Raw genomic sequence first — 17,115 nt, forward strand, 5'->3', positions numbered from 1 at the left:
AAAGTGGTGACCTGAGACGGTCCCTCCCCAGACTATTTTTGACACTTGCTTTGCAAGCTTCATTTCCCGATGAAAAAGGTATCCAGACCTTTTGAGGCTGAAAATAAGATGACTACTATTCATCATATTCGTTTAGGTTTTCTGTTTTAGCCTTGTGGCAAAAGGAAAACAGTCAGCAGTGGTTCATTAAGGGTGGGGGAAAAATATTCTAGCCTTCTATTTTGCAGTAATAATAGTCGCAGTGGTTGGAAGCCCTTATCTTGGGGTGCAGTCCCATTTTCAGGCATCCTCTTAAACAGTCCACTGGACTGTTTAACGACTCCGCAATTGTTAGCGGCCACCCTAATAACTGTGCGGAGGTGGGACGACGAAGTCATTTATATAAAAATTAACTTCTGTCCCACTCTCAAATGAACTATGCAGGGGCAAGACTTCTTGGCCTAGCCAACTAGTCTTACTCCCAGCCACTGCGCCAAGTTTATCCCAAAACAAGAATGCTGAACGAGTTTTGCCCGGCCTCTCGGCTGACAGTCATTTTTAAACGTTTTTGAAAACGTTTGCTTAGATTCATTTTAGCACAAATCTGCGCAAAAAACTGGCAGAAATTTTCTAGCTGGGGGAAAATTTTAGTAAGCCCTTGCAATTTAGAGGATTTTTTGAAAGAATAAAAGCAAGAATTTATGCAGAAAAAGAGGTTTTGACATGTCAAAAATCAATCAAATCCGTAATTATATTGCTCAGCACCAATCACGTTTAGCCATTATTTCTGATCCTGTTACCATCAATTATCTGACTGGTTTCGACTGTGATCCCCATGAGCGTCAGCTCTTTCTCTTTGTTTACAGCGACAATGAGCCTATCCTCTTCGTTCCTGAACTAGAGGCCGCTCGGGCTCGTCAGGTCGTCAGCTTCGAGGTCATCGGCTATCAGGATGCTGAAAATCCTTGGCAAAAGATTCGTCTCAGCCTGCCAAGAATTGACTCTAAGTTTATCTTTGTAGAATTTGATCATCTCAATGTGACTAAATTTAACGGTTTACAGTCCGTTTTCTTGGGACGCTTTGAAAATCTCACGCCCTATGTCCAAGAAATGCGTTTGATTAAATCAACCGATGAAATTAATAAGATGCTGGTTGCTGGGGTTTATGCTGACTATGCCGTCAAGGTTGGTTTTGACAATATCCGAGCGGGTCGGACCGAAATGGACTTGGTGGCACAAATTGAATTTGAACTCAAGAAAAAAGGTATCAGTCAGATGAGTTTTGATACCCTAGTCTTGACTGGAAATAACGCAGCCAATCCTCACGGTATTCCTGGCAAAAATCCAATAGAAAATAATGCCCTTCTCCTCTTTGACCTAGGTGTTGTCTGCGAAGGTTATACTTCTGATATGACAAGAACCGTTGCTGTCGGGCGGCCTGATCAGTTCAAAGAGGATATCTACAAGCTCTGTCTGGAAGCTCAATTAACCGCCCAAGACTTTATCAAACCGGGTGTTACTGCCAGCGAAGTCGATGCTGCTGCCCGCAAGGTTATCGAAAAGGCTGGTTATGGAGAATACTTCAATCACCGCCTTGGCCACGGGCTAGGTATGGATGTGCATGAATATCCTTCTATCATGGCTGGCAATGATTTAGTTATCCAAGAAGGCATGTGCTTCTCAGTTGAACCAGGTATCTACATTCCTGGTAAGGTCGGCGTCCGGATTGAGGATTGCGGCTATATTACGAAGAAGGGGTTCAATCCTCTCACTCAGACTCCGAAAAAATTACAATATTTTGAGCTCTAATTTTTAAATTAGCGGCAGGAAAAGGGAGTGGGATCACCCAAAAAATTGGAAATTTTGATTCTTACCACGTCCTGATTTTTAAGTGGTGACCTGAGACGCTCTCTTCCCAGACCGTTTTTGACACTTGCTTTGCAAGCTTCATTTCCCTATTAAAAGGTCTCTTATACCTTTTTAACCCACCCTCCGCGTAGCTGGCTAGGTTTTCTGCTTTAGCCTTATAGCAAAAGGAAGGCCAGCCAGCAGTGGTTCATTAAGGTTGGGAAAAAGTATTCTAGCATTCTATTTTTTGCAGTAATCACAGTTTGATGCAGTGGTTGATTGGAGGTCCTTATCTTGGGGTGCCGTCCCATTTTCAGGCATCCCCTTAAACAGTCCACTGGACTGTTTAACTACTCCGCAATTATTAGCAGCCATCTAATCAACCGTGCGGAAGTAAGACTTCTTAGCCTAGCCAACAAGTCTTGCTTCCAACCACTGCGCCAAGAATTTATTCCAAAACAGGAATGAGGAGTTTTTGACCAGCCGCTTTTCAATGCTTCAGCTTCCTAACAAATCTTTTAATAGATAAAATCACCTCTGCTTATTTAAACAGGGGTGATTTTTTGTCTTGTTATCATCTGTTAAGCAAGAACAGTCGCACATTAGGGATTGGGCTTTCGGGCTATCCCAATTATTAACGATACCATCTGATTAACTCAAAAAACTAGTTTGCCAGTGGGGTTCTTCCAGCATTCATAAATTAAGTGCTCTAATCTAAGAGCAGGTGTCTGATTTCATCAATCTTATCTTCTGGCAAAACGACATTGATAGCATTTCCTAAAACCAATTTCGTGCCGCCTGAAACGATATGGCTCTTGCCATTTTCCCGCTGGCTGGTAATGAGGACATCCTTGGGCAGTTCCAGCTGATAGACAGATTTACCGGCAATCTTTGTGGAAACCGGCACCTCAATCCACGTCAGCGGACTATCTTTATCATGGGGATGGCCCCCTTCAAGCAGATTCTCCAACATGGCTTCATAGACGGGGGCTCCACCCAGTAGGTCCATGACGATATAGGCCATAAGGGTCGCTGTTCCTAAGGCCATAAGATGATGAAGATCACCAACCATTTCACAAACCAAAATCATGGCGGTCAAGGGAGCCTTAGAAATAGCTCCAAAATAGGCACTCATCCCCAGAATAATGAAAATTGGAAATTCATTTTGAGAAATCCAGCCTAGATGGAGAAAGACACTGCCAAAGAAGGCACCAAGACAAGCACCAAGCGTCAGAATGGGCAGAAAGATACCCCCCGGTAGACCTGAGCCATAGCTCATCATACTATAGAAATAACGGAGCAAGAAGAAGGCCAAGAAATAAAGGACGGGAGCCTGTAAAGAGGACAAGGAGCGCACAAAAGCATTCCCTCCACCCAAGAGCTCGGGAGCAAAGTAGCCCAGCGGTATAATAAGAACGAAGGCAATCAAGCTATAGTGCTGAGGCTTGAGATGAAAGATTTTACCTAGATACTTATAGTAGAAGCCCATGCGCAGGACCAACCACTCATAATGGTAGGCTAGGAAACCTAGCAGCAGTCCCATCAGCACAAAAATGATATAATTGGACAGGTGCGGTGTTGGCAGATTGCTTGGCATGGCCAAGACCGGTGTTTGCCCAAAAACTCGTAGCGAAATCAGATTGGCTGTCAGGCTAGCTGATAGGGCCGTTATCCAAACTCGGCTGGAAAAATGATGATAAACTTCTTCGACCACAAAGAGAAGACCTGCAATTGGCGCATTGAAAGCAGCTGAAACTCCTGCTGCTGCCCCACTAGCAATCAAGGTCCGCTCTTCAAGTTTACTGAGTTGGAGGTAGTGAGCTAGCCCCTTACCACTAACGGCTCCTACCTGAATACTAGGTCCTTCACGTCCCAGCAGAAGACCACTGGAAATTCCCAGCACGCCTGCCAAGAATTTTTTCCAGAGGATGGACCACCAATTCTGGCTCATTAAACCTTTGAGTTCGGCCTCAACTTGGGGAATCCCCGATCCCTTAATATCAGGCTCTGACACCATTAAACGACCGATAATAAAGGTAAAAATCAAGTAGATGACAAAAATCAAAGCCAAAATCCAGGGAAGCTTGTGCGCAAGGACATAACTCCTTTGAAATTGAGTAAAAATCAAGGTAATAAGGTAACGAAAGAGGCTGACTGTAAAACCTGAAAAAAGACCAACTAGAACCCCTCGGAAAACGGATGTCAGAATTGAACTAGAGAGATAGCTAAATTCTTTCCGTTGATTTTGCATGATAACTCCTTTGCAAGTGACTATTTTATACTAAGCTCAATAAAAGAACTCCTGAAAAAGGCAAGCCGACAGTTAAAAGTAAGTAACTCCCCCTCAATTCCTTACCTCATCTTCGTCTTCAAAAGGTAGACAGCCCCGATTAAATTGGCATTATTATGGTGACGGCAGGCGACGATATCCGGACGCTTGATGATGGTCTTGACAGGGGTTATCTCTTCCTTGAGTCGGTCAAACTGGCGATTGATTTCCTCTAAAAGTAAGGGCTGGGCACTGATACCGCCGCCAATTGCAAATCGTTCAAGATCTAATGTTGTCTGTAAATTTAGAATGGTTAGGGCCACATAACGACAATAATCTTCAAAAAGCGGATAGATGCGACTGTCCCTCTGAGATAAGGCCTGAAAAACCGCTGGGCCATCTTTCTCATCATCTAGATTTAAAATTTCAGCCAAACGAGCAATCAGACCAACAGCAGAGACTTGAACCCCACGCATATCCAGAATCTCATTTTTCCCCAGCTTTGGGGGAAGTAGGAAGGTTAGCTCACCTGCTTGGAAGTGGGAGCCTTGGTAGAGCTGGCCATTGATAATCAGGCCGCCTCCTAGACCCGTCCCTAAGACCAAAGCAGCGCCATTTTTAACGCCCTCTAAGTTTCCTTTGGCCAACTCAGCTAAGACAGCTGCCTTACCATCATTGATAGCGCAAGCAGTTAAATCATAAGTACTGGCAAAGTAGTCCTTGACATTAAATTCATGAAGAAAGGGAAGGGTACCACCATGGTAAATAACTCCCTGATCAGTATCAATCGTTCCTGGTGCACTGATGGCAATTCCTGAAATGTCTGAAATATGGGGCTGGATCAGAACATCCAATAAAGATAGGCAGTCCGATAAATTATCAGGTGAAGCTAGTGGAGGAAATATCTTTTCTACCACATAATCATCTGATACTAGACCTGACTTGATGTGCGTTCCTCCTAAATCAATAGCTAAAATGCTCATAGACCTCTCACTTTCTTAGTTTAATCTTATCATAATTTTTCCTAAGATTAGCAGAAATTTTTAGAAAATGATATGATGAAAGCACAAATATAGATAGGAGGTTCTCAGATGACAGCTGATAGTATTAAAAAACAAATTCGACAGGCCTTTGACCGACGAGTGGCTGTGCGGGTCTATAATGGAGATGAGATTCCGCGTAACGATATGGAAGCTATCTTAGATACTGCTTGGCTCAGCCCATCCTCTATCGGATTAGAAGGCTGGCGCTTTGTCGTTTTGGATCGGCAGCACATCAAGGAGTTGGCTTCTGAACTCAAGGAAGTTGCCTGGGGTGCTCAATCCCAACTGGATACTGCCAGTCACTTTGTCCTTCTTTTGGCTGACAAGAATGTCCGCTACGATAGTGCAGCCATCAAAGATAGCTTAATACGTCGAGGACTGACTGAGCCAGCCGATTTGACATCCAGATTAGATCTTTACAAGACCTTTCAGGAAGTCAATATGAAAATCGCTGACAGCCCTCGTGCTCTCTTTGATTGGGCTGCCAAACAAACCTACATTGCCATGGCTAATATGATGACCTCGGCTGCCCTCATGGGGATTGATTCCTGCCCAATTGAAGGTTTCGATTACGATAAAGTCGATGGCATTTTAGCCCAACATGGTATTATTAATCCTGATGATGAAGGCATCGCCAGTATGGTTTCCTTTGGTTATCGTCTGCGCGATCCTAAGCACCTACGTTCCCGCAAGCCACGTGAAGACGTTATCACTTGGCTAGACTAATAACTATTTATATTATTAAAGAAAGGAAATAGAATGGACAGCTACAGCCTTATCGATTACTGTTTTGTCTGTTCTTGGTTTTGTTTATGAAATTCATGCATACTTGTGTTCGCGTCAAAGACTTGGACGCCTCTCTCAAATTTTATCAAGAAGCTCTCGGTTTCAAGGAAGTCCGTCGCAATGATTTCCCCGAATATGAGTTTACGCTGGTCTATATGGCTTTGGATGATGATCCAGACTATGAATTAGAACTAACCTACAACTACGGCCACGGTGACTATAACCTAGGCGATGGGTACGGTCATATTGCTGTTGGGGTTGATGATCTTGAAGCTACTCATCAAGCTCATGAAAAGGCTGGCTATACCGTTACCGACATCAAGGGGCTCCCAAACAAACCTAAGATGTACTACTTCGTTACTGACCCAGATGGCTATAAAATTGAAGTTATTGATTTACAAAAGTTTAATAGCAAATAAAATTTTAAAACTAGTCTGAACAGTCCCCCATAGTTGGATGTCAAAATTTCCAGCTATGGGGGATTTTTCTGTCTAGAATTTACCATATAAGTGCAATAAAAAAACTCATAAAATTTCCAGTAAAATAGACTTGATAAACCATTTTAGCTGAAAAAATTTTATGAGCTACCATCATTGCCAGGAGGGGCAGTCCCCTCCTGGCAATGATTATTTAATTTTAACTCTTTATTTAACTCTTAATCACCATCACTCCAACAAAATCAAAGACTGCCATATTCCTTGAGTTTCACAGAAACTGCGTATGATCCAGCTCTTTGTTATTTTAAAATACGATTAAGTTCTTGAGAAACTCGGTTATTCTCATAAGGGACACAGTCCTGAACCCAATTCCACCAAAAGTAGCCTCCAACATAGTGCTCAGTATAGGCTGGCTGGCTGTAATAATGGCGCATCATAGCTATTTTGCTGGCTGTTGTAGCTGAATTAGCTGTATTGCCGCATTCTCCCATACCTACTTTAGATTTTGGAAACTTACCTTGGAACTCTTGGAAAACAGACTTCCAGTTTGGCTGATAGCCTTTATTATCATCTTCATAATAAGAAATAAAACTAAAATCCAGCCCTTGTTGTAATTTTCGAGAGACATGATGATCGATCCAAGCCATCATATCATGGTCTTTAGGATTTTCATAGTAGAAAGTTACAGCTGTTTGCTGGTCAGCCTCTTTAACGACTTCGTACGCAGCCTCAACCTTGTTCATAATAAGCTTTGGGCGCTGTTTAATCCAGTCCGTTCCATTAACCTCATTGCCCACTTCCCAAATCCTTGTATAGTCGGAGAGATAGTTCAGAGATTCTTGAAAGCGCTGACGATAAGAAGCAACATCGGGATAAGCCTTCATATCATAGGAATCAACAGGCTGGGCCATAATATCAGCTACTGGCGCGATCTTTTTGAAGAGAGGAACATAATCTTTGGGACTTTTTTCCTTGGACATCACGATTCGGACAGTTGGCCGGACAGGCATGGCCTTCAAAGCCTTGACAATTTCTTTGGTAGAAGCCTCACCGTCCCAAGTGTCATCGATGGTTACACCATAAATTTGAGTCTCTTCACTGGTGTTTTTGGGATGCCAAATTAGAAATAGCATGCCCAAAACAACTATTAGGCCTAGGAAGAAGACTAGCCATCTTGAAGTTTTTTTATGTTTTATGGCCATTTTTGTCCTCCTACTCTACTGTGTATCTGGAGTTTCTACACTGAAACAATTCCCTCACTGCAACCAACGACTAAAGAGAAAGCATCCAACAAGCCTACTGATAGTTTCTTACATTTCAGCTAACTTGGCACCATTAGAGGCAATGATGGCTTTCATCCATTGGTAAGACTTTTTAGGAGTGCGTTTAAGGCTACCGCGACCCTTATCATCCATATCCACATAGACAAAGCCGTAACGTTTTTTCATCTCACCAGTGGATAAGGAAACGAGATCGATCGGTGCCCACATCGTATAGCCAAAGCAGTTGACACCATCAATATTAATGGCATCAGCCATATTTTGCAGGTGATCACGCAGATAGTCGATACGATAGTCATCCTCAACATAACCGTCTTCATCAGCCTGATCGATAGCTCCCATACCATTTTCTACAATGAAGAGCGGTTTTTGAATACGATCAAAAATCTCATTCATGACATGCCGAAGGCCCAAGGGATCAACAGCCCAGCCCCAAGGAGTTTCTTTAAGATAGGGATTGCTAGATCCGCCTACATTGAACCAATCATCGCCTGCTTGAGTTGTGTTCGAACGGTAATAACTAAAAGAGATAAAATCCAACTGACCCTCACGCAAAATTGCCTCATCACCGTCTTCAATTTGGATCTCATCAACTCCATGCCGTTCCCAAAGGGATTTGCTATATTGCGGATAATAGCCACGCCCCATAATATCGATAAAGTACCAATTTTCACGGCGTTCTTGCAGCCGGTGAAAAACATCTTCGGGTTTACAGGTGGCAGGATAAAGTTCACTCATGGCATACATGGCCCCAAATTGACTGTCTGGCATTAAATCGTGCCCCAATTTGACAGCCTTGGCGCTGGCCACAAACATGTGGTGAGCTGCTTGATAGCGATCCTGCCCAGTTGAGTTTCTGGTACCGCAAGGACCAAATCCCCGAACCGCATTGATTTCATTAAAAGTCAGCCAATAGCGACAGCGGTCGCCATAATGCTCAAATAAAGTTTTACAGTATTTAAGATAGGCATCAATAACATAACGCGAGGACCAGCCATCGTACTTCAGAGCCAGATTCATCGGCATTTCATCATGACAGATTGTGATCAAGGGTTCCATACCATATTTCGCCATCTCATTAATAACATCATTATAAAAGGCAAGCCCTTCTTCATTTGGCTCTGCTTCTTCTCCCGTTGGATAAATACGGCTCCAACAAATTGAAAAACGAAAAACATTAAATCCCATTCCTGCCATCAATTTAATATCTTCTTTGTAATGGTGGTAAAAATCAACAGCTTTATGGCTTGGATAGTATTCACTATCCAGAAAAATAGGTTCTGCTTCTTGAGGAACAGGATCGGCATAAAAGAAAGATGAACGTGGTGTAATAATGGAACCATCAGGCATACTCATGGTATGATGACGAGGAGACTCCACAGAACCATCCGTTTCAAAATCATGGGAGAGAAGTCCCCTCCCACCTTCACCAAAACCGCCTTCATATTGAAAATCAGCGGTCGCACCTCCCCATAAAAAACCTTGAGGTAATTGATAAGACATAGCTTCCTCCTTATATTAAGATACGGCAGAGGCTTGTTAACTAAGTGCTCCGCACTTGATACCAAACGCCAATCACTAGAGTGAATTGGCTACCTCTCCCACTAACTTCGTTTGGTTAGTAAAATCGACTAACCAAACGTCACGTCGCAAAGGGTGTCCGCGGATCAAGCAAAAATAGGAGGTTCGACGAAGACGCTTGCGTCTAGGAAGAAACTATCTTTTTTGCACAAGCCGCAGCCCGTGTTCAATTCAACCGTTCGCCTTGCTTAACTTTACCTTGTGTTTTAAGGGTGATATCCTTACCATTTGCATTAGTGATAACCAACATTGTTGTCGTATCATACCCCTCTTGAGCAATTGCTTCACGATCAATTTTAACCACTGGCTGACCAGCACGAACAGTTTCTCCGGCTTGAGTTAAAACATCGAAGCCTTGTCCTTTTAATTCAACTGTATTGATACCAATGTGAACCAAAATTTCTACACCATCGGGTCGCCTTACTCCAAAAGCATGTCCCGTTGGAAATACTGTAGTTAGTTCACCATTGACTGGAGAAGTGATAAAGTCACTCTCAAGTTGAAAGGCAAGACCGTCTCCCATCAATTTTTGAGAAAAAACTTCGTCGTTGACCCTTTCAAGCGGCAGCAGCTCTGCATCGGCAACTGCTAAGATAGCGTCATCTGAAACTACCTTTTGCACAGGTTCTGTAACAGTTTCAATAGCGCTTTTTTCTTCAACGTCAACTCCCATAAAGAAGGTCACAAGGGCAGCAACAATGATGGAGACTATAATCCCAGCAACCGCTGCCATAGCTGTATTAGCAAAGATTGGCAAAGCTAAGACATTGGAGTAACCCATTTCAAATGCACGGGCTCCTAATAGGCTGGCAACAAAACCACCGGCAAACCCACCAGCCATAACGCCGTACATGGGCCTTTTATATTTAAGGTTAACACCGTAAATGGCAGGCTCTGTCACACCAGCGACAATACAGCCAATGGCTATAGAGACAAATTCACTGCGTTTCACTTTGTCTCTAGTTCGTCCGATAACACCAAGGACAGCACCACCTTCTGCCATATTGTGCATAAGGAAGGCTGGGCGAAGCATGGCATCATAGCCCGGATTAGAAAGCAATTGGGGCATAAACGGTGTGATAGCTGTATGCATCCCTGCCATAACCATCCAAGGCAAAACTGCTGCAAGAAGCCCTACAGCTAGAGGACCTACGGTACTGTCTAGAAACATGAAGACTGCTGCAATACCTTGTCCGACAATGTTGCCAAGAGGTCCTAGGACAAGATAGCCCAAACTACCTGCTATGAAAATTGTCCCCATACCAACAAAGATAGCTTTAAAAATATTAGGGATAATCTTATTTAAATATTTTTCAGCATAGTAGGCAACGATTGCAATGAGCAGGGCCGGCAGCATGGAAGTTCCGTATGATAACAGGCGAACATCCATTCCAAAGAGATCAATTGGCTTCCCTGCCGTCACTAAAGTGGTGAAATTCGTATGCAATAGAGCGGCAGCAGCTACCATAGCATAAATAGGGGTACCACCTAATTTTGTAGCGGCACCGTAGGCTACAAAAATAGGCATAAAGTAGAAGGGAGCGTCCCCGATGGCTGACAGCAGCAAATACGTTGAAGAAGTTTCAAAGTCTTTACTGATAAAGGTCGTTATCAAGATTAGAGCGACTTTTAGCATACCACCTGCAATTAAGGCAGGAATCATCGGAGTGACAGAACTGGATATAAAACCGATAATCTTATTTGGCGCATTCTTCCAAGTCCAGCCTTCTTTATTTTCTAAGTCCCCATCCAAATTCTCATCAACGACACCGCCAGATTTAATATCATAGGTCTTCATGATAGCATCGTAGACTGGAACTAGATGCTGCCCTAAAATAACCATATACTGACCGCCAGCATAAACCGTACCGATAACCCCATCTAACTGCTCTAGGGCTTCCTTATTGACCTTAGAAACATCTTTTAAATTAAAGCGTAATCGTGTCATGCAATGAGACAGAATCGTTATATTATCCACACCACCGACATTTTTAACAATGCTATCTGCTAATAGTTGGTAATTCATAGGACCCTCCTTCTAATTTTGATAATTTTATCGTTGTTAGATATTATTTTTAACGATTTGATTTTATCTTTTTTTGAAAGCGTTGTCAATCTTGTTCTGATGCAAGTCGAGAGTTTTGACAATTGCTTTAAAACTCAGTAAAATGAATGCTACAGGAGTCCTTCTTAACATGAATTTTTTAGAACAAATAGAACAGCACCGCTCGGATTTTTCTAAAACTGAACAAAAGGTTTACCAGTATGTTATTAACCATATTGATACTCTGGAAACGTATACTATTACTAAAATTGCTGATCTTTCACATACATCTACAGCAGCAGTACAGCGATTTTGCCAAACGCTGGGCTACAGAGGATTCAAAGATTTTCGTTATGATGCCATAGACTATCTCCACCACCATCACCGCAAGGAATCTCTTGATCCTCTGGATGATATGACCGATAATTATATCAGTCTGGCTAGGCAATTTAAAAATGTTGATCGAAATAAGGTTAGTCAGCTTATTCAGGCCATTTTAAATAGGCAGAGGGTTCATATATTTGGGATTTACTACTCATCCTTGCCAGCAAGGTTTTTACATATGGGGCTTCAGGATTTGAGAATCCCCAGTTATTTTGCCGGTGATTTAAACAGCGGAGCCCATTTGACCAATATTATACGGGAAGAAGATACCCTGATCATGTTCTCACTATCAGGAGATATGGGCAACTACAGAGCTGCTCTAGCCGCATTGCAGCATAATATGCCCCAAAATTCTTATCTTATTACCCTCAATAATCACTCACAGATTGATAAATTTTTCAGACAGACTATCGTCCTGCCAGGCAGTGCGATTAATAGGCAATCCATTATTAACCCTCAATCTATTTCCTCCATCTTTGTTGAAATCTTGCTGAATCTTATTCATCAGGAAATGCGATAAAAGGAGCTTTTGAAGGCTAAATAAAAAGTTTGGATCCGGTGGCTTCCAAACTTTTTATCTAGTATTAAAATTTTTCATCTGGCGTTTGATATCTCGCTCCTGGTCTCGACGTTTGATCGTTTCCCGTTTGTCATAGTCGTGTTTCCCTTTGGCTAACCCCAGCAAAATTTTGGCAAAGCCCCGCTTGATATAAACCTTAAGAGGAATCAGAGTCATACCAGTTCCTTTAAGCTCATTTGCCAAGCGGTTAATCTCGCGTTTTTTAAGGAGGAGCTTACGGGTGCGCTCTGGATCCTGATTCCAGATATTGCCTTGCTCAAAAGGAGCAATGTGAACATTAACCAGCCAAGCCTGTCCATCTTTTATCTGAGCATAGCCATCTTTGAGCTGGATACGAGAAGCCCGAACAGATTTAATTTCGGTCCCAGTCAGCACTATGCCAGCTTCGACGGTATCAACGATGGTATAATCATGCCGGGCTTTTTTATTTTGAGCCAAAACAGGATCAGTTTTTGTTGTTTTATTTGCCATTTGTCTCCTTTCTTGCATTGTTCAGCTAATGTTTATCTCGTTAGATAACATAGAATAAGTTGCCCTAAGGCTTGCTGACAGCCACCAAGATACTGCAAGTCTTTATCTTCGGTCTCGATTATGATGAAAAGTCTTAGGGGATTCTCTTTGTCCCGTTTAAAGTCAATACTATCAACGGGTTAAACACCTACCACAGCCAATTTTAGACTGTTACTCTATATGACCAGTGAATGAACAGCCTGCTATTTTTAAAGAGTTCCTAACGTTTTTTGCGACGGCGACCTGATTCCCGTCCTTTTTTATCATTATGGGGACGGTTCTGGTTCTTGCGTTTATCCGGCTTTTTCTTCCGATGATCATTCGGCTTCTTATCCCACTTGCCTTTGCCCTTATCAGCCTTGTCCCTGTCGCCAAAGCGATCTTGTCGCTTATCAAAACGGCGTTTGCCTGAACCTTGACGATTACGGAACTCCTTGGCTTTTTCTTCACGGGCCTTTCTAGCCTGTCTATCTACCTTTTCGATGCTATCAAAGTCGCTAGGTAAATAGGCAAAGTCAATATCTCCCGTCTCCTTGTCTGCTCGGGTCAATCGCACCTTAATCTTCTGACCAACTCGGAAGACCTTGCCGGATTTTTCCCCTTGCAGGGTCATAGTCCGCTCATTGTAATTGTAAAATTCTGGCAGGGTGGTAATGTGAACCAAACCTTCAATGGTATTTGGCAATTCAATAAACATCCCAAATTTAACCACACTAGCTACCACGGCCTCAAATTCCTGTCCAACCTGATCAGCCATGTATTCGGCCTTCTTCATGGCTTCAACAGTTCGCTCGGCATCAATTGCCCGGCGTTCCAAGGCTGATGAAGAACTGGCTAATTCTGGAATAACCTCTTGAAAGTGTTCTTTCTTTTCCTCAGTCAAATCGCTGTATTCCCGCACCATTCGATGAACCAGCAGGTCAGGGTAACGGCGAATAGGACTGGTGAAATGAGTGTAATAGTCGGCCGCCAAGCCATAGTGACCATGATTGTTTTCGGAATATCTAGCCTGTTGCATGGACCGCAGGAGCATCATAGACATGACCTCGTGTCCGGGTTGGCCTGCAATCCGATTCATAAATTCCTGCAGAGCCCTCTGACCGAGGCTATTAGCCGTACCGTAGATAGGTACTCCAAAAAGGGAGGCGTAATCCATGAACTTCTGCAATTTCTCAGCCTTGGGCGTTTCGTGAATCCGATAGATGAAGGGCAGTTTAAGCTTGGCAAAGTGTTCAGCTACACATTCGTTGGCAGCCAGCATAAAAGACTCAATCATCCGCTCAGCGGTTCCTCGGTCTCTGACGACAACATCAGTCGGCAGTCCCTTATTATCAACCAAAATCTTGGCTTCTGGACGATCAAAGTCCAATGCCCCTCGCTTGATGCGCATGGCCACCAAAATCTTATGGAGCTCAGCCATGTGGCTGACAGATTCCATAATGGGTTTGAACTGCTCGATCACAGCGGGATTGCCAGCCAACATCTGGTTGACATCATCATAAGTCATGCGAAAAGTCGTCTTGATAACCGTCTGAGTAATGGTGTGCTTGACGACCTTCCCCTGTGGATTAATCTCCATAATGGCGGATTGGGTCAAGCGGTTGACATTGGGATTGAGGGAACAGATACCATTTGAGAGACGCTCTGGCAGCATTGGAACCACACGGTCCGTCACATAGACAGAAGTACCACGGGCAACTGCCTCCTTGTCTAAGGCTGAGCCTTCGGTCACATAGTAAGAGACATCCGCAATATGCACGCCCAGTTCAAAATTACCGTTAGGCAGTTTCTTAATATGGACCGCATCGTCCAAGTCTTTGGCTTCTTTGCCATCAATAGTAAAGGTGATTTCATCTCGCAGATCCAAACGATCTTCAAAGTCACTTTCAGATGGGGCATCAGGGATAGCTTCAGCCTCAGCCATCACCGCTTCTGGAAACTCAGACACGATGTCCATAGATTCCAGAACTTCCAACACATCAATTCCCACATCATCCTTATGACCGATGATATCACGCACATGAGCGACAAAATAGTCATGATGGCGAGTGGGGTATTTATCAATCTCGGCCTTGATGACCTCGCTGCCATCTAAAGCAACCGGTTCTTTTTTGATATAGATTTTCTGAGGAATTTTCTGGTTCTTAGACTTGATGTAACCGGCATAAGGCGGGCGTTCATCATCGAGAATGAACGTGCCAACAACAGTCTTAAGAGCCCGTTCAACCACATCAACGACCCGTACTTCTGCAGCTGTTCCCTTGAGACGGTCGGCTGGCTTTTTGATTACAACGTCAACAATATCTCCGTCGATGGCATATCCGACATCATTGCGACCGATGAACAGATCATCTTCATCATCACTGACATGCAAGAAACCAAAGCCATTCTTATTGGCCCGAAAAACACCCTGAATGGTAATCTCATGCTTTTTCTTAGGAACTTCCTTACGCAAGGAAACATAACCATCTTGGTTAAATCGAAGCTTCTTGTTGCTCTCTAGCCTAGAGATAACCTTAATTAGCTGGGGAAATTTTTGTGAGCCAGCCATGTCCAGAGCAGCAGCCAGATCATTGACACTGGATTTTCCCTGCTCTTTTAAGTAGTTAATAATTTGTTCTTCCATAATTTTCTTGACAGACCAGACGTTTGCTTGAACTGTCTTTTCATCCTCTTTACTTCTTGATTTTGTGGGGAATTTTCTATAAAAAAGGAGCCAGACCAAGTCTCGGCTCACTTTTGTCATTACTTACTTGATAAAATCGCAAGCACTAAGGCATCCAGCAACCAAAGGAAGATTAGGATACCAGTAAAGCGTTCCATGAAGGCCTCAAATCCGCGGGCTTTTGTTCGCTCGAAGAGGGCTTCTGAACCGCTGCTATCAAATACATTACTACTTGGGTTTTTCTGAGGTTGCATAAAAATAGCAATAATCAAAATCACAGACATAACCAACAGAGCAGTCAGTAAAATATTGTACATATCTTTCCTCCACTATTGTCCTAAGTAGTTTATCATAAATGCTCTTAAGATTCAAGGTGAAGGGTCACTTTTCGCTCTTTGGGGCAGTATTTGGGCACCTGAATTTTTTCAGGATGGTTTACCTTATTTTTGGAAGTCAAATAATTGAGACTGCCGCAAGAACTACATTTCAAATTTATTTTTATCCGCACTAGATTTCCTTAACTTTCAGATAATGTCTAAAATTGATAAAACTCCATGAGAAATTAATAAAAACGATGATTGAGGTGGCGTAAAATACCCAGTGATAGCCTAAACCTGCTGCCACGCTGGAACCGACAAAAGGACCGACAACCTGTCCTATATTGAAGAACATCTGGTTGTAACTAAAAATCCGAGAAATTCCTTCCTTAGGCGTAATCTTGGTCAGCAACGAATTGACACTGGGCATTAGGGCACCTGTCCCAAAACCATATAGAAAGCGAAGCAGTCCTAACTGCAGAGGCGTTTGGGCATGGGCGAAGGACAGATACATACAAAAACTATAAAAAAGGGCCAAAAGAAGCAGACGATGATTGCCGATTTTATCGCCGATTTTTCCTAGGAAGGAACTAGATAGCATACTGGAAAAACCCATACTGGAAACAATCAAACCGGAGACGAACATGAGGTTTTCTGTCTGCCCTAGATGACGGATGTAAAGCGTCAAAATAGGGGCAATAGATTGGGCCGAAACCTGAATAATCATGCTGGTAACAAAGAGGCCCAGCATGACCTGACGGTCCTTGACTTGGTGCAGCAGGTCTTTGGTCGGAAGTTCATGTTCCCTCTTTACAGGCACAAAATCCTCTCGAATCAAGAAGACTGTCATAAGGTTTAACAAAAGCAAGAGACCGCCAACAAAGAGAAAGATATTACGAATGCCTAAGAGGTCAGCGAAATAGCCTCCTAAGAGAGGCCCAATTAAAGTTCCTGCTGTGACGCCAGTCGCCAGAGTCCCTAGAGCTGCTCCTAACTTTTCCTTGGGCGCTTGACTGGCAATTAAGGCTGTCGAATTAGGGACATAGCCAGCAAACATTCCATTTAAAAGTCTTAGAGCCAGCATCCAAAAGACATTGGGGACAAAGGCCAATCCTCCCATAGTAAAAGCCATAGCAAGACTGGCCCGAATCATCATAGGCTTGCGACCATAGCGGTCAGCTAGAGAACCCCAAATAGGGGCAACTAGAGCCGAAGCTAGGGCTGAAAGTGAAACAGACAAGCCAGCGTAAAGCTCAACTCTCCCTGGTTTAGCTCCCAACTGTTCCACAAAGAGGGACATAAAAGGCATCACAAGTGAAAAACTTGCCCCAGTGAGAAAATTACCGAACCAAGCTATCCTTAGATTCTGTTGCCAATTGACAGTTGCAACAC

The 17,115-nt window shown here is 43.2% G+C and carries 14 protein-coding genes; 4 read left to right on the forward strand and 10 right to left on the reverse strand.

Going from position 1 to position 17,115, the window contains the following annotated elements:
• Positions 1-702: 702 nt before the first annotated feature.
• On the forward strand, positions 703-1,788 hold the full coding sequence (locus ACFSN5_RS08360) for a M24 family metallopeptidase (RefSeq protein ID WP_165211627.1): 1,086 nt from the start codon (positions 703-705) through the stop codon (positions 1,786-1,788).
• 748 nt (positions 1,789-2,536) lie between these two features.
• On the opposite strand, the gene ACFSN5_RS08365 is transcribed toward ACFSN5_RS08360, so the two are convergent.
• Complete coding sequence (locus ACFSN5_RS08365) at positions 2,537-4,078, reverse strand: ClC family H(+)/Cl(-) exchange transporter (protein ID WP_165329365.1); 1,542 nt, start codon at positions 4,076-4,078, stop codon at positions 2,537-2,539.
• Between the two features lie 101 nt (positions 4,079-4,179).
• Positions 4,180-5,079: an ROK family protein gene (locus tag ACFSN5_RS08370; RefSeq protein ID WP_165329364.1), complete on the reverse strand. Its 900-nt coding sequence runs from the start codon at positions 5,077-5,079 to the stop codon at positions 4,180-4,182.
• Between the two features lie 108 nt (positions 5,080-5,187).
• Here ACFSN5_RS08370 and ACFSN5_RS08375 point away from each other — a divergent pair, with 108 nt between their 5' ends.
• Together ACFSN5_RS08375 and ACFSN5_RS08380 are read left to right on the forward strand one after the other, a co-directional pair.
• A complete protein-coding gene (locus ACFSN5_RS08375; RefSeq protein WP_165211636.1) occupies positions 5,188-5,865 on the forward strand; it encodes an NAD(P)H-dependent oxidoreductase in 678 nt (225 codons plus the stop codon).
• An 86-nt stretch (positions 5,866-5,951) separates the two neighbouring features.
• The gene (locus tag ACFSN5_RS08380) at positions 5,952-6,344 is read left to right on the forward strand and encodes a lactoylglutathione lyase (protein ID WP_165211639.1); all 393 of its coding nucleotides are present in this window, start codon (positions 5,952-5,954) and stop codon (positions 6,342-6,344) included.
• Between the two features lie 317 nt (positions 6,345-6,661).
• On the opposite strand, the gene ACFSN5_RS08385 is transcribed toward ACFSN5_RS08380, so the two are convergent.
• The 3 genes from ACFSN5_RS08385 to ACFSN5_RS08395 all read right to left on the reverse strand — a co-directional run bounded on the left by ACFSN5_RS08385 (position 6,662) and on the right by ACFSN5_RS08395 (position 11,249).
• Entirely contained in the window at positions 6,662-7,564 is a 903-nt protein-coding gene (locus ACFSN5_RS08385) for a hypothetical protein (protein ID WP_206222664.1), read from the reverse strand.
• 108 nt (positions 7,565-7,672) lie between these two features.
• Positions 7,673-9,145: a glycoside hydrolase family 1 protein gene (locus tag ACFSN5_RS08390; protein WP_165329363.1), complete on the reverse strand. Its 1,473-nt coding sequence runs from the start codon at positions 9,143-9,145 to the stop codon at positions 7,673-7,675.
• 244 nt (positions 9,146-9,389) lie between these two features.
• Positions 9,390-11,249 carry a glucose PTS transporter subunit IIA gene (locus ACFSN5_RS08395; protein WP_165211645.1) on the reverse strand — a complete coding sequence of 620 codons (1,860 nt, stop codon included), beginning with the start codon at positions 11,247-11,249 and terminating at the stop codon, positions 9,390-9,392.
• 169 nt (positions 11,250-11,418) lie between these two features.
• Between ACFSN5_RS08395 and ACFSN5_RS08400 the strand changes: the two genes are divergently transcribed.
• Positions 11,419-12,171, forward strand: a complete 753-nt coding sequence (locus ACFSN5_RS08400) for a MurR/RpiR family transcriptional regulator (RefSeq protein WP_165211648.1) — start codon at positions 11,419-11,421, stop codon at positions 12,169-12,171.
• Positions 12,172-12,225: 54 nt separating this feature from the next.
• Here ACFSN5_RS08400 and smpB read toward each other — a convergent pair whose 3' ends face one another.
• From smpB to ACFSN5_RS08425, 5 genes are all read right to left on the reverse strand, one after another.
• Positions 12,226-12,702, reverse strand: a complete 477-nt coding sequence (gene smpB / locus ACFSN5_RS08405; protein WP_165329362.1) for an SsrA-binding protein SmpB — start codon at positions 12,700-12,702, stop codon at positions 12,226-12,228.
• 259 nt (positions 12,703-12,961) lie between these two features.
• Positions 12,962-15,367: a ribonuclease R gene (gene rnr / locus ACFSN5_RS08410; protein WP_165329361.1), complete on the reverse strand. Its 2,406-nt coding sequence runs from the start codon at positions 15,365-15,367 to the stop codon at positions 12,962-12,964.
• A 119-nt stretch (positions 15,368-15,486) separates the two neighbouring features.
• Complete coding sequence (gene secG, locus ACFSN5_RS08415; RefSeq protein ID WP_004226742.1) at positions 15,487-15,723, reverse strand: preprotein translocase subunit SecG; 237 nt, start codon at positions 15,721-15,723, stop codon at positions 15,487-15,489.
• Positions 15,724-15,767: 44 nt separating this feature from the next.
• Positions 15,768-15,914: a 50S ribosomal protein L33 gene (rpmG, locus tag ACFSN5_RS08420; RefSeq protein WP_004227942.1), complete on the reverse strand. Its 147-nt coding sequence runs from the start codon at positions 15,912-15,914 to the stop codon at positions 15,768-15,770.
• The gene (locus tag ACFSN5_RS08425; protein ID WP_241154265.1) at positions 15,914-17,032 is read right to left on the reverse strand and encodes a multidrug efflux MFS transporter; all 1,119 of its coding nucleotides are present in this window, start codon (positions 17,030-17,032) and stop codon (positions 15,914-15,916) included. Before ACFSN5_RS08425 ends, rpmG begins: the two co-directional genes overlap by 1 nt.
• Positions 17,033-17,115 lie beyond the last annotated feature (83 nt).

Origin of the sequence: Streptococcus tangpeifui, assembly GCF_044503215.1 — a bacterium.
GTDB lineage: Bacteria > Bacillota > Bacilli > Lactobacillales > Streptococcaceae > Streptococcus > Streptococcus tangpeifui.